Source organism: Streptomyces sp. NPDC032822 (genome assembly GCF_055578825.1).
On sequence record NZ_JBVIOL010000001.1, the window covers coordinates 373,207 to 386,223 of the forward strand.

Genomic DNA, 13,017 nt, shown 5'->3' on the forward strand with positions numbered 1-13,017 from the left:
GGACATGGAGCGGTAAGGCCCCCGAAATTACTGGCCAGTAGAAATGACTCCATGAGCCAGGCACTACAGGATCTCCTCGATCTGCTCGACCTGGAGCAGATCGAGGAGAACATCTTTCGCGGCCGTTCCCGGTCCGCCGTCATCCCCCGGGTCTTCGGCGGGCAGGTCGCGGCCCAGGCGCTCGTCGCCGCCGGACGGACCGTCCCCGAGGACCGTCTCGCCCACTCGCTGCACGCGTACTTCCTGCGCACCGGCGACCCCGGCGCGCCCATCGTCTACACCGTCGACCGCATGAACGACGGCCGCTCCTTCACCGCGCGCCGCGTCCTCGCGGTCCAGCACGGACAGCCGATCTTCGCCCTCTCCGCCTCCTTCCAGCGGCACGAGGAGGGCTTCGAGCACCAGTGCCCCATGCCGTCCTCCGTGGACCCGGTCACGCTGCCCACCTCCCAGGAGCGGCTGCGCGGCTACGACCACATCGCCCCGGACGTCGTCGAACGCTTCCTTGAGGCCCGCGAGGCGATCGACCTGCGGTACGTCGACGAGCCGCCGTACGGACAGTTCGGCGAGCCGCGCGAGCCGCACTCCCAGGTGTGGTTCCGCACCAACGGCAAACTCGTGGACGACCCCCTCCTGCATGTCGTCCTCGCCACCTACGTCTCCGACATGACGCTCCTCGACTCGGTCCTCCTCGCGCACGGCCGCGGCGGCTGGGCGGTCGGTGACGTCGTCGGGGCCTCCCTCGACCACGCGATGTGGTTCCACCGCCCGTTCCGCGCCGACGAGTGGCTCCTCTACGACCAGGAGTCGCCGTCGGCCCACGGCGGACGCGGCCTCGGCCAGGCCCGCATCTACACCCAGGACGGCCGCCTGGCCATCTCCGTCATCCAGGAAGGCGTGGTCCGCGCCCCGCGCACCCCCTGATCGGCAACACTGGACGGCATGGCGCAAGAGCGGGAAGCAGAAGCAGGGACAGAGGCAGAACAGGGCGGCGGCGAGAGCACCTTCACGGTGATCGTCGCCGCCGTCGCCAATCTCGGGATCGCGCTGGCCAAGGCGGTCGCCGGAGTCATCAGCGGCTCCAGTGCGATGCTCTCCGAGGCCGCCCACTCGGTCGCCGACACCGTCACCGAGATCCTGCTGCTCACCGCCCTCAAACGCAGCGGGAAGCCCGCCGACGAGGAACACCCCCTCGGCTACGGCCCGGAGCGGTACATCTGGGCGATGCTCGCCGCCGTCGCCACCTTCGTCGGCGGCGCCGTCTTCTCGATCTACGACGGCGTCCACACCCTGATCGCGGGCGAGGAACTCGGCGACCCGCTCGTGTCGTACATCGTCCTCGCCCTCGCGTTCCTCCTGGAGGGCTACTCCCTGCGCACCGGCGTCCGGCAGGCCCGCGGCGAGGCGGCCCGCTTCAGGGCGCCGTTCCTGCGCTACCTCCGCCACACCCCCGACACCGCGGTGAAGGCCGTCGTCCTGGAGGACTCGGCCGCGCTCGTCGGCCTCGTCCTCGCCGCGGGCGGCCTGCTCGGCGGGCAGCTCACCGGGTCCGGGGTGTGGGACGCGACCGCCTCGCTCCTCATCGGCCTGCTGCTCCTGTACGTGGCCTGGGTCCTCGGCCGCTCCAACGCCGAACTGCTCATCGGCCGCCCGCTGCCGAAGCCGATGCGGGAGCGGATCCGGGCGGAGCTGCTGGCCGTGGACGAGATCGAGGCCGTACTCGAACTGACGACCCTCGTGCAGGGCCCGCGCGAGGCGCTGGTCGCGGCGAAGGTCGACTTCCGGGACGTGTCGACGGCGGCGCAGATCGAGTGGGCCTGCGAGCGGGCCGAGCGGCGGCTGCGGGCGGCGTTCCCCTCGGTGAGCCGCGTCTACCTGGACCCGACGCCCACACCGGGCGCGCCGGAGCCGGACCCGGCTACACCAGGCCCGCCTCCGCCAGCAGATACGCCGTCATCGGGTCGTAGTGCCGCGGACTGACGACATGGTCGTCCAGGGGGACCGTCACCTGGACGGTGCCCTCCGCCTCCGCGAGGAACAGCGCCGGGTCGTTGCAGTCGGCGTACCCGACGGAGTCCACGCCGTGCTGCCCGGCGTAGCCCGCCCAGCCGTGGTCGGCGACGACCAGGTCGGGCAGCGGACGGCCCGCCCGTTCCAGGGCGGTGAGGATGGCCTTCATCGGCTCCCCGGAGTGCGTGTGCCACAGCGTGGCGCCGTGCTCCAGGACCGCCACGTCCGCGAACTGCATCACGTACCCCTCGTCGGTCTGCAGCCCCTCGGGGATGACGACGATCTCGCAGCCCGCCGTGCGCAGGGCCGCGGCCGTGGCCCGGTGCACGTCGAGCAGACCGCCCGGGTGGCCGGTGGCGAAGAGCACCCGCTGCTGCCCGTCGGCCGCCTTGCGCAGCCGGCCCGCCATCCGCTCCAGGGCCGCCACCGTCAGCTCGGGGTCGATGGTGTCCTGCCCGTAGCGGTACTCCGCGTCGTCGTTCACGCCGACCCGCTCCGCCATCACCGCGAGCACGTCCTGCTCGTCGGTCCAGCGGTCACCGAGCTCCAGGCCGAGCCAGTAGTTGCGGACGCCGTTGGCCAGCTGGCGGTAATGGGAGAGGTTGTTCTCGCGCGGGGTGGCCACATCCCCCGCGATACGGGTCTTCACAAGGTGCTCGACGAGCTCGTCGCGGCTGGGTGTCCCGGATATCGGCATGCCCCCATTGTGAGGCAGACCTCTGCGCGCACACCTCTCGTCCCGACCGCTGGGACGTGCGTCACGTGGTGACCCGCGGTGCTCAGGGCCGCCGCAGCGCGAACCACAGCTCCATCCGTACGTCCGGGTCGTCCAGGTCGGCCGCCAGCAGCGCCGCGCACCGGGCGACCCGCTGCCGCACGGTGTTGCGGTGCACGGACAACGCCACCGCCGTACGGTCCCAACTGCCGTGCAGCGACAGCCAGGTGCGCAGCGTCTCGGCGAGCACCGGGGCGAGGGGCGCGAGCAGCGCCCGGGCATGGGCCTCGGCGTCCGCCTCGGGCACCAGGTCGGCGAGGGCCGGGCGGGCCCCGTGGCGCACCAGCGGCACCCGGGTCGCCCGGGCCCGGGCCAGTGCCCGCCCCGCCTGCGCGTCGGCGGAGACCCACTCGGCCGGGCCGACGGCGGTGCTGACCCCCAGCGTCCAGCCCGGCTGCGGCTCCGGTTCCCGGTCGCCCGGCACCAGCACCCGTACGACGTCCCGCGCCAGGTCGACCAGCGGCGACCCGAGGGCCGCACCCAGCGCGGAGGCCGCCACGGCGTCGGGGGCGTGACCCTCCGGCCGGGCGTGCACGACGACCCACCGCGCCCCGCCGAGCAGCGGTGCGACCGCCTCCGGCGCGGCCCCCAGCAGCAGCCGCACCAGCGCCGACGAACGGGCCGCCCCCTTCCCGCTCTGATGCTCGCCGGTGAGCAGCGCGAGCAGCACGGCGGCCACGGAGACGATGGTGTGATCCCCGGCCTCCCGTCGCGGCGCGGCCACTCCGAGCACGAAACCCGGCCCGGAACCCAGGGCGTAGGCGGCGAGCTGACTTCCGGCGAGGGTGTCGGTGGCGGAGGCGGGGGCGGGGCGCTGTGCCGTGGTCGGCGGCCGTACCACCGACGCCAGCCCGGCCAGCGCGTCCGCCACCTCGTCCGCCGGTCTGCGGCCCGCCGTCGCGATCTCCGTGCCCTCCGGGCCGTACAGCACCGCCCGGCCGCCCACGCGCCCGGCGAGCTGCCGCAGGACGGAGGGGACCGGGTCGGGGCGGGAGGCCGCGGCGGCCAGGCTCTGCTGGGCCTCGGTGACGCGGCGGAGTTCGGCCAGGCGGGCCTGGGCCATCAACTGCCAGACCGCGCGGGCAACCCCCGAGAAGGTGGTCTGCGGCGGGACCTCCAGCAGCGGTAGTCCGTACGCCTCGCAGGCCGCGACCAGCGCCCGCGGCACGGTGTCGTGCACCGGCGCCACCCCGAAGCCGAGGGCCGCGCCGCCCGCCGTGACGATCCGGGAGACGTAGTCGTCGAAGTAGGTGCCCGAGCCCGCCGCCTCCGGGATGTGCACGCCGGCCGTGAGCAGCAGCTCGCCGCCCAGCAGATACGGGTACGGGTCGGCCATCTCCGAGGTGTGCGCCCAGTGGACGGCGAGGTCCGGGTCTGCGGGGCCGGCGATCTGTCGCAGGGCCAGGTCCTCGCGGGCCAGCAGCGAGGCCAGCGGTACCGGTGGGGTGGGAGGGACGGCGGGGTCCGGCACGGTGGACGTTTCCTCCGGTCAGGGCTGCTCGAATGGATGAAACGTACACTTCGCAGGCGCTTTCCGGCCACCTAGTGTCGGTCCCTGTCACCCGCCGGCGACACCGAGCGAAGGAGGGTCCCATGGCCGTCGACTACACAGTGATCGTCGTCTATCTGGCCGGCATGCTGGCCGTGGGCTGGTGGGGCATGCGCCGCGCCAGGTCGAAGAGCGAGTTCCTGGTGGCCGGGCGTCGCCTGGGGCCCGTCATGTACTCCGGCACCATGGCCGCCATCGTCCTCGGCGGCGCGTCCACCATCGGCGGTGTGGGCCTCGGCTACCGGTACGGCCTCTCCGGCGCCTGGATGGTCTTCACCATCGGCCTCGGGCTGCTCGCCCTCTCCGTCTTCTTCTCCGCCCGCATCGCCCGCCTCAAGGTCTACACCGTCTCCGAGATGCTCGACCTGCGCTACGGCGGCCGGGCCGGAGTCATCTCCGGCGTCGTCATGTGGGCGTACACCCTGATGCTCGCGGTCACCTCGACCATCGCGTACGCCACGATCTTCGACGTCCTCTTCGACATGAACCGCACGGTCGCGATCGTCCTCGGCGGCTCGATCGTCGTCGCCTACTCGACGCTCGGCGGCATGTGGTCGATCACGCTCACGGACATGGTGCAGTTCGTGGTGAAGACCATCGGCGTGCTGCTCCTGCTGCTGCCGATCGCCGTCGTGAAGGCGGGCGGCTTCGGCGAGATGAAGGCGCAGCTTCCCGCCGAGTACTTCGACCCGCTGGGCATCGGCGGCGAGACGATCTTCACCTACGTGCTGATCTACACGTTCGGCATGCTCATCGGCCAGGACATCTGGCAGCGCGTGTTCACCGCGCGCGGCGACACCACGGCCCGGTGGGGCGGCACGGTCGCCGGTACCTACTGCCTGGTGTACGCGCTGGCCGGTGCCGTCATCGGGACGGCGGCCAAGGTCCTCTACCCGAACCTGGCCAACGCCGACGACGCCTTCGCGACCATCGTGAAGGACGAACTCCCGGTCGGCGTCAGGGGACTGGTGCTGGCCGCCGCCCTGGCCGCGGTGATGTCGACCTCCTCCGGCGCGCTCATCGCCTGCGCGACCGTCGCGAACAACGACATCTGGTCGCGGTTGCGGGGGATGGTCGGGCCCGGCGACGAGGAGCGCGACGAGGTCCGGGGCAACCGCGCCTTCATCCTGGTCATGGGCGTGGCGGTGATCTGTACGGCCATCGCGCTGAACAACGTCGTCGAGGCGCTCACCGTCGCCTACAACCTCCTGGTCGGCGGCCTCCTCGTGCCGATCCTCGGCGGCCTGCTGTGGAGGCGTGGCACGGCCGAGGGCGCCCTCGCCGCCGTCGTCGTCGGCGGCCTCGCGGTCATCGGCCTGATGGCGTCCTTCGGCATCCTCGCCAACGAGCCCGTCTACTACGGCCTGTTGTCCTCCCTCGCCGTGTACCTCGTCGTCTCTCTGGCGACGAGGCCCACCGACGCGGCCGTCCTCGCCGCCTGGCGCGAGCGCCTCGCCGGACGGTCCCCCGAACTCACGCCCGAACCCGTCCCGACTCCCCGCTAGAGCCGTAGCAGAAGCCGTACATACGCGATGAAGCGTAGGAAAGAAGGCAGTACGTCATGAGCAGCCACGAGACGCCCCGCGGCCCCGTCGACTCGTCCCGCGTCCCGCGGTACGCCGGTCCCGCGACCTTCGCCCGGCTGCCCCGCCTCGACGAGGTCGGCCGCGCCGACGTCGCCGTGGTCGGGGTGCCGTTCGACTCGGGCGTCTCGTACCGGCCGGGCGCCCGCTTCGGCGGCAACGCGATCCGCGAGGCGTCCCGGCTGCTGCGGCCCTACAACCCGGCCCAGGACGCGTCCCCCTTCGCCCTCGCCCAGGTCGCGGACGCCGGTGACATCGCGGCGAACCCGTTCCACATCCACGAGGCCGTGGAGACCATCGAGGCGGCGGCCGACGACCTGCTCGGCACCGGCGCCCGCCTGATGACCCTGGGCGGCGACCACACCATCGCGCTGCCCCTCCTGCGCTCGGTGGCGAAGAGGCACGGCCCGGTGGCGCTGCTGCACTTCGACGCCCACCTCGACACCTGGGACACCTACTTCGGCGCGGAGTACACGCACGGCACCCCGTTCCGGCGGGCGGTGGAGGAGGGCGTCCTCGACACCTCGGCCCTCTCGCACGTCGGCACCCGCGGCCCGCTCTACGGCAAGCAGGACATCACCGACGACGAGAAGCTGGGCTTCGGCATCGTGACGTCCGCGGACGTCATGCGGCGCGGTGTCGACGAGGTCGCCGACCAGCTCCGTCAGCGCATCGGCGACCGGCCCCTCTACATCTCCATCGACATCGACTGCCTGGACCCGGCGTACGCGCCCGGCACGGGGACGCCGGAGGCGGGCGGCATGACCTCCCGCGAGCTGCTGGAGATCCTGCGCGGCCTGGCGTCCTGCCACCTGGTCTCGGCGGACGTCGTCGAGGTGGCCCCCGCGTACGATCACGCGGAGATCACGTCGGTGGCCGCATCCCACACGGCGTACGAACTGACCACGATCATGTCCCGTCAGATTGCAGAGGCGCGCGCGAAGTGACCCACGACCACGACCTGGTGCTCCGTCCGACGCAGGCGCAGATCTCCGCCGCTCTGAACCCCCCGGCCGGCCGCAACGGCGGAGACCTGGTCGTGGAGACACTGGCGGCGCTCGGCACGACGACCGTCTTCGGCCTGCCCGGTCAGCACGCGCTCGGCATGTTCGACGCGCTGCGCCGCTCGGACCTGCGGTACATCGGTCTGCGGGTGGAGAACAACGCCGGGTTCGCGGCGGACGCGTACGGCCGGATCACCGGCGAGGCGGCCCCGCTGCTGCTGTCGACCGGACCGGGCGCGCTGACGTCCCTCGCCGCGCTCCAGGAGGCGGCCTCGGCCTCCGCCCCCGTCCTGGCGATCGGCAGCCAGGTCCCGACCGCGGGGCTGGGCGGCGGCCGGCACGGCTACCTCCACGAACTCCCCGACCAGGCCGCCTCGTTCCGGGGCGTCGTGAAGTCGGTTCACACGGTCCGTACCCAGTCGCAGATCCCCTCCGCGATCGAGGCGGCGTGGAAGTCGGCGCTGACCGTTCCGCACGGTCCGGTGTGGGTGGAGATCCCGCAGGACGTCCTGCTCGCCCAGACGTCGATCCCGGTGGTGACGGGCGGCGACGCCTTCCCCGACGAGCTCCCGCCGCGCCCCGAACTGACCGCGGTGGCGGCCGACCTGCTGTCCCGCGCCGCCCGCCCGGCGATCATCGCGGGCGGGGGAGTCGTCCGGTCGGACGCCTCGGGCAAACTGAAGCGACTCGCCGAGGTGTTGCGGGCCCCGGTGGTCACCACGCCCGGCGGCAAGGGCGCGTTCCCCTGGAAGCACCCGCTGTCCCTGCGGTCCTGGATCGAGGACCGTCACACCACGGACTTCCTGGAGGACGCGGACGTCCTCCTGGTCGTCGGCTCGGGCCTCGGCGAACTCTCCTCGAACTACCACACGTTCAAGCCGCGCGGCCGGGTCGTCCAGATCGAGGCGGACCTCGGCAAGCTGGAGTCCAACCACCCGGCGCTGGGGATCCACGCGGACGCCCGACTGGCGTTGCAGGCGCTCCTGGAGACGGTGACGGAACGCGAGGACCCGGAGGCCGCCGAGCGCGTGAGCGGGGTGCTGGCCAAGGTCGCCGACCGTATCGCCGCCCAGGAACTCACCCTGGAACAGGAGGTGTTGGCGTCGGTCCGCAAGGCGCTGCCCGCCGACTCCCCGTCCTTCTGGGACATGACGATCCTGGCCTACTGGGCCTGGTCGGCCTTCGACGCCAAGGGCCCCAACCACATGCACTCCGCCCAGGGCGCGGGCGGCCTCGGCTACGGCTTCCCGGCGGCGCTCGGCGCGGCGGCGGCCGACCCGACCCGCCCGGTCCTGGCGGTGTCCGGCGACGGCGGCGCCCTGTACTCCATCGCCGAACTGGCCACCGCCCGCCAGTACGACATGAACGTCACCTGGCTGATCGTCGACGACGGCGGCTACGGCATCCTCCGCGAGTACATGACCGACACCTTCGGCGAGGCGACGGCCACGGAACTGACCCGGCCGGACTATGTGGCGTTGGCGGAGTCGTTCGGGGTGCCGGGGGTACGCACGTCCCCGGAGACCCTCGCCGACGACCTGGCGAAGGCCCTGGCGTCCCCCGGTCCCGCGGTGGTCGTCCTGCCCGCGCTCCTGCGGATGTTCGCACCGACGCACCTCGACTGAGACGGATTCCTGAGACGGGTTCCCGCGCCGGGATCGCGCGGAATCCGGAGGCGGATTCCCGAGGTGCCGTCCTACGGTGGGCAGTCGACACGGCGGGACAGAGGGGCACTTCATGCAGAGCGCAGCCGACTTCATCGCGGACACCTACGCGTTGGGCGAGGGACCGTGGACGACGGCACCGGTCACCCGGGGCGCGCTCGGCCAGATCTGGAAGCTGTCGGGGAGCGGCACCTCCTGGGCGGTCAAGGAACTGCTCTTCGGCTGTGACGAGGCGCAGGTCGACCGGGAGGCCGCGCTCCGGAACGCCGCCGAGGAACGGGGGATCTCCGCACCGCGCCTCATGCCGAACCGCGCCGGCGCCCATGTGTCACAGCTCGCCCCCGCGCTGGGCGGCTCCTACGTGAAGCTGTACGACTGGGTCGACGGAACGCCGGCGGACGCCACCGACCCGGAGATCCTGGGCTGGTGCGGCCGGACCCTGGCCCTGCTCCACCGGGCCGGCGCGGGGGCGCGCGAGACGCCGGGCGCCTGGTACGAACAGTGCCCGCGGGCCGCCGACTGGGAGGAACTGCACCAGGAGACCCACCGGGCGGGCATGCCGTGGTCGGACGACCTGGGCCGCTTCGTCGCCACCTCGGCCCCGGAGCTGACCCGCCACGTCACGCCGTCGGGCCCAGGCGACCTGGTGACGTCCCACCTCGACCTGCAGCCCCCGAACGTGCTGGTCGGCGCGGCCGGTCCGGTCCTCCTCGACTGGGACAACGCCGGACCCGTCTCGGCGGAACGCGAACTCGCCCGTGCCGTGTACGTCTGGGCGGGCGGCAACGACTTCGACGCCGAGGCCGCGCGCCGACTGGTCAAGGCGTACCGGGAGGCCGGAGGCCCCGGAGCCGTCAAGGGCCCCGGCTCGTTCGCGATGCTCTTCGCGACGTTCCTCAACTACGTCCAGGTGCAGGCGGAGTGCGCGACCGACGCGACGGTGACCGACGCGCAACGCGCGTTCGGGAGCGCCCAGGTCGTCGCCCTGCTGCGGAACCCGCCGGACCCGGCCGCCGTCTCCCGACTGGCCGAAGTCCTCCAGGGGCGCTGACCGGAGGTGGGCGCGGTGCTGTGGGGGCACCGCGCCCGGTGTGCGTGGTGCGGACCGGGTGCCGGTCCTACCAGATCGCCTCGACCCACTCCGGGTGGTCGATGAACGGGTTGCGGTTGTGCTGGTAGGTGTCGTAGATCACCTGGTTGCGCTTCTCCTCGAAGGCGCTGGGCGGGTCCGCCTCGTTCCACGCCTTGAGTACGGCGAGCTTGCCCATGTAGGGGTTGCTGCCGTTGCCCACCTTCTCGTTGGGCTCCAGGTCGGCCCAGCCGTCGTCACCCTCGTAGCGCACGGCCATGTAGAGGATCATGCGGGCCACGTCGCCCCGGTCCGCCGCGCGCGGCGCGAAGGAGTCGGAGTCGACGGTGCTGCCGCCGCCGTTGGTGACGGCGCTGCCGCCGTTGTCGAAGTCCAGGTTGCCGCGGATGCTGTTGACCTGGACGTCCGCGGGACGCAGGTGGTGCAGGTCGGTGCCGGGACCGGTCGCCTCACCGAAGTCGCCGTGGGACTTGGCCCAGGTGTGCTCGCGGTTCCAGTCGCCGACGTCACCGCCGTTGAGGGATTTGCTCCGCGAGACACCGCTGTACAGCAGGATCACGTTGCTGCTGTTGTTCGGGTCCTGGTCGGTGACCTTGAGGGCGTTCCAGACCGCGGAGTACGAGATCTTCGTCTGGCTGCTGATGATCGTGTGCAGCGAGGACTTCAGGCTCGTCCCGGTCTTGCCGACCGCGTTCTTGTAGTACGTCGTGTCGTACGCGGTCGTGGTGGCCGCGGCGGGGGTCGCGGTCACCGCCGGCACGGTGAGTCCGGCCAGGACGGCCACGGTGGCCAGTGCCACCGGCTTCCAGCGGCGTATTCGTGTTGTCGCCAGCATGAGGGGGGTCCCATCTACGCGGGTTGAACGGAGGCGGCAATCGGGAGAGTGGCATGTACATGCGGCCGTGTAAATGGACGGCGCGTGTCCATCACGTGACCGGTTCCGGCAAATCGCCCCTTGTCTACGCGAGTTGACGTACCAAAACGGCCCCCGACCGCGTGGTCGGGGGCCGTTCGCCGGTGCCGGACTCAGCTGACGTCCGACGCGTCCAGGCGGTAGACGGTCGAGGTGCCGCTCTGCGAGGAGGTGTCCGAATCGGTGGAGCCGGAGTTGGAACTGGAGCCGGAGTCGGAGGTCGAGTCGGAGCTGTACTCGCTCTCCTTCACCGCCGTCCCGTTCTTCTGCACCCAGGCGGTGATCTCCTGGTTGAGCGTGCTGTTGCCGCCCATACCGCCGCCGCCGAGCTGGATGTAGTGCAGCTCGCCCTTCTTCACCAGCTCCTTGAGCCTGGCGAGGGTCATCGCCTTGTCGGAGCCGGTGAAGCCCCACATGGAGATGACGGGCTTGTGGGTGCTGAGGATCAGCTGGCCGGCGCCCTGCGAGTTGGACACCGCGAGCAGCCACTTGGCGCCGTCCTGGTGCTTCTCCAGGTACGAGACGAGCCCGCTGTCGACGCTGCCGCCCATACCGCCACCACCGCCCATACCGCCGCCGGGGCCGCCGCTCGTACCGCCACCGCCGCCGGGAGCCGTACCGGTCCCACCGGTGCCGCCGCCGGACGCGGTGCCGCCGGGAGCCGTACCGCCGCCCGGAAGCTCACCGTTGCCGCCACCCGGCGTCATCCGGCCGCCGGTGCCACCGCCGCCGGGCAGCTCCCCGTTCGCCCGGCCGCCCTGCTGGGTGCCGCCCGGCATCTCGCCGCCGGGGCCACCGCCGCTGCCGCCCCGGCCGCCGCCCATGCCGCCGCCGGGACCGCCCATGCCGCCGCCGGTCGACGGGCCCGCGGTCGGGTTGGTGCCGCCCATACCGCCGCCGGAGGTGGAGAAGGCCGGCGAGGCGGCGTAGGCCGTCGGGCCCGCGAGGGCCGCCACGATCGCCGCGGTGACGGACACGGCGAGCAGTCGGACCCTGGTGCCGGAGTTCGCGGAGCGGAAGACGAACAGGCCCACGATCGCGAGGACCATGACCACGCCGATGACGGGCCACAGCCAGGTGTTCCAGCCGGTGGCCCGGCGCAGCACCACGATCGCCCAGACACCGGTGACCGCGAGTCCGGCGGGCAGCACCCAGGACCAGCGGGCGTCCCCACCGCGGAAGGCACGCCACAGCATCACGCCGCCACCACCGCACAGGGCCGCGATGCCGGGGGCGAGCGCGGTCGTGTAGTACGGGTGCATGGTGCCCTCGGCCATGGCGAAGGTCAGGTAGTGCAGCACCAGCCAGCCGCCCCACAGCACCAGCGCGGCCCGCGTCCGGTCGACGCGCGGGGCGCGCCCGCACCGCACCAGGCCGGCCACGAGCGCGATGAACGCGAAGGGGATCAGCCAGGAGATCTGGCCGCCGAGGACGTCGTTGAACATACGGCCGATGCCCGCGGTACCGGCGAAGGTGCCGCCCCCGCCGCCTCCGCCCCCGCCGTTGCCCTCGCCGCCGAGGACCCGGCCCAGGCCGTTGTAGCCCATGATCAGGTTCCAGGCGGAGCCGTCGGTCGAGCCGCCGATGTAGGGCCGGTCGTCGGCCGGGACCAGGGACACGGCCGTCGCCCACCAGAAGCTGGCCACGGCCAGCGCGACCGTGGCCAGGGCCAGGTTGACGGCCTTCTTCCTCCAGCCGAGCTGCGACGCGTACACGTACACGGCGAAGACGGCCGGCAGGGCGATGTAGCCCTGGAGCATCTTGGTGTTGAAGGCGAGCCCGAAGAGGACCGCGGAGCCGATGAGCGGCAGCAGCCTGTCGTTGCGGGTGGCGCGCAGCGCGAGGGCCGCGCCGCCCACCATGAGCAGAACGAGGATGGTGTCGGGGTTGTTGTCCCGGTTGATCGCGACCGTGATCGGCGTCAACGCGAGGACGAGCGCGGCGATCGTGGCCGCCACGTGCCCGAAGACCCGCTTCACGGAGGAGTGCAGGATCCAGATCGTGCCCAGGGCGGCGGCGATCTCGGGCGCCATCATCTGCCAGGTCCCGAAGCCGAAGACCCGGCACGACAGCCCCATGACCATCAACGCGAAGGGCGGCTTGTCGACGGTGAGGAAGTTGCCCGCGTCGAGCGAGCCGAAGAACCACGCCTTCCAGCTCTGCGTGCCGCTGTAGACGGCGGCGCTGTAGAAGCTGTTGAGGCTGGATCCGGACAGGTTCCAGGCGTAGAGGACCGTCGCCAGGACCAGGATCGAGACCAGCGCGGGCAGCGACCAGCGAGGTGCCGTCTCCGGGGGCGCCGCGGGCGGGGCCGGCGGCGGCAGATCGGGGGTCACGGTCGTGTGGGGGTGGGAATCGGTGGCTGATGTCACCCCGGCATGCTCCAGAGCGCGCGTGGGTGCGCGCTGTGCCGGACCTTGTCCCCGCCT

At 72.3% G+C, this 13,017-nt stretch carries 10 protein-coding genes; 6 read left to right on the forward strand and 4 right to left on the reverse strand.

Going from position 1 to position 13,017, the window contains the following annotated elements:
- The first annotated feature begins 51 nt into the window (after nt 1-51).
- Together ACZ5VD_RS01975 and ACZ5VD_RS01980 are read left to right on the forward strand one after the other, a co-directional pair.
- Nucleotides 52-924 (forward strand): acyl-CoA thioesterase, encoded by an 873-nt coding sequence (locus ACZ5VD_RS01975; protein ID WP_468550530.1) that lies wholly within the window; start codon nt 52-54, stop codon nt 922-924.
- Between the two features lie 18 nt (nt 925-942).
- Complete coding sequence (locus ACZ5VD_RS01980) at nt 943-1,980, forward strand: cation diffusion facilitator family transporter (protein ID WP_468550529.1); 1,038 nt, start codon at nt 943-945, stop codon at nt 1,978-1,980.
- Here the strand turns inward: ACZ5VD_RS01980 and ACZ5VD_RS01985 are convergent.
- On the reverse strand, nt 1,919-2,707 hold the full coding sequence (locus ACZ5VD_RS01985) for a phosphatase (RefSeq protein ID WP_468550528.1): 789 nt from the start codon (nt 2,705-2,707) through the stop codon (nt 1,919-1,921). The genes ACZ5VD_RS01980 and ACZ5VD_RS01985 overlap by 62 nt on opposite strands.
- Before the next feature lie 82 nt (nt 2,708-2,789).
- Nucleotides 2,790-4,256, reverse strand: a complete 1,467-nt coding sequence (locus tag ACZ5VD_RS01990; protein ID WP_468680222.1) for a PucR family transcriptional regulator ligand-binding domain-containing protein — start codon at nt 4,254-4,256, stop codon at nt 2,790-2,792.
- A gap of 122 nt (nt 4,257-4,378) precedes the next feature.
- Between ACZ5VD_RS01990 and ACZ5VD_RS01995 the strand changes: the two genes are divergently transcribed.
- The 4 genes from ACZ5VD_RS01995 (at nt 4,379) to ACZ5VD_RS02010 (ending at nt 9,636) form a co-directional block, all read left to right on the forward strand.
- Nucleotides 4,379-5,839, forward strand: a complete 1,461-nt coding sequence (locus ACZ5VD_RS01995; protein WP_468550526.1) for a sodium:solute symporter family protein — start codon at nt 4,379-4,381, stop codon at nt 5,837-5,839.
- A gap of 56 nt (nt 5,840-5,895) precedes the next feature.
- The gene (gene speB, locus ACZ5VD_RS02000) at nt 5,896-6,864 is read left to right on the forward strand and encodes an agmatinase (protein ID WP_468550525.1); all 969 of its coding nucleotides are present in this window, start codon (nt 5,896-5,898) and stop codon (nt 6,862-6,864) included.
- The gene (locus tag ACZ5VD_RS02005) at nt 6,861-8,546 is read left to right on the forward strand and encodes a thiamine pyrophosphate-binding protein (protein ID WP_468550524.1); all 1,686 of its coding nucleotides are present in this window, start codon (nt 6,861-6,863) and stop codon (nt 8,544-8,546) included. The genes speB and ACZ5VD_RS02005 overlap by 4 nt, the downstream gene beginning before the upstream one ends.
- Before the next feature lie 112 nt (nt 8,547-8,658).
- Nucleotides 8,659-9,636, forward strand: coding sequence for a phosphotransferase enzyme family protein (locus ACZ5VD_RS02010; protein WP_468680224.1), 978 nt, complete (start codon nt 8,659-8,661; stop codon nt 9,634-9,636).
- 67 nt (nt 9,637-9,703) lie between these two features.
- Here ACZ5VD_RS02010 and ACZ5VD_RS02015 read toward each other — a convergent pair whose 3' ends face one another.
- Both ACZ5VD_RS02015 and ACZ5VD_RS02020 read right to left on the reverse strand, forming a co-directional pair.
- Nucleotides 9,704-10,507: an endonuclease I family protein gene (locus tag ACZ5VD_RS02015; protein WP_468550617.1), complete on the reverse strand. Its 804-nt coding sequence runs from the start codon at nt 10,505-10,507 to the stop codon at nt 9,704-9,706.
- A gap of 194 nt (nt 10,508-10,701) precedes the next feature.
- The gene (locus tag ACZ5VD_RS02020) at nt 10,702-12,960 is read right to left on the reverse strand and encodes a mannosyltransferase YkcB-related protein (protein WP_468680225.1); all 2,259 of its coding nucleotides are present in this window, start codon (nt 12,958-12,960) and stop codon (nt 10,702-10,704) included.
- Nucleotides 12,961-13,017: the final 57 nt, after the last annotated feature.

What these genes read in the sequence shown, in the direction of transcription:
- ACZ5VD_RS02010 (WP_468680224.1), top strand. Translation starts at nt 8,659, where the DNA reads ATGCAGAGCGCAGCCGACTTCATCGCGGACACCTACGCGTTGGGCGAG.
- ACZ5VD_RS01995 (WP_468550526.1), top strand. Translation starts at nt 4,379, where the DNA reads ATGGCCGTCGACTACACAGTGATCGTCGTCTATCTGGCCGGCATGCTG.
- ACZ5VD_RS01985 (WP_468550528.1), bottom strand. Translation starts at nt 2,707, where the DNA reads ATGCCGATATCCGGGACACCCAGCCGCGACGAGCTCGTCGAGCACCTT.
- ACZ5VD_RS01975 (WP_468550530.1), top strand. Translation starts at nt 52, where the DNA reads ATGAGCCAGGCACTACAGGATCTCCTCGATCTGCTCGACCTGGAGCAG.
- ACZ5VD_RS01980 (WP_468550529.1), top strand. Translation starts at nt 943, where the DNA reads ATGGCGCAAGAGCGGGAAGCAGAAGCAGGGACAGAGGCAGAACAGGGC.
- speB (WP_468550525.1), top strand. Translation starts at nt 5,896, where the DNA reads ATGAGCAGCCACGAGACGCCCCGCGGCCCCGTCGACTCGTCCCGCGTC.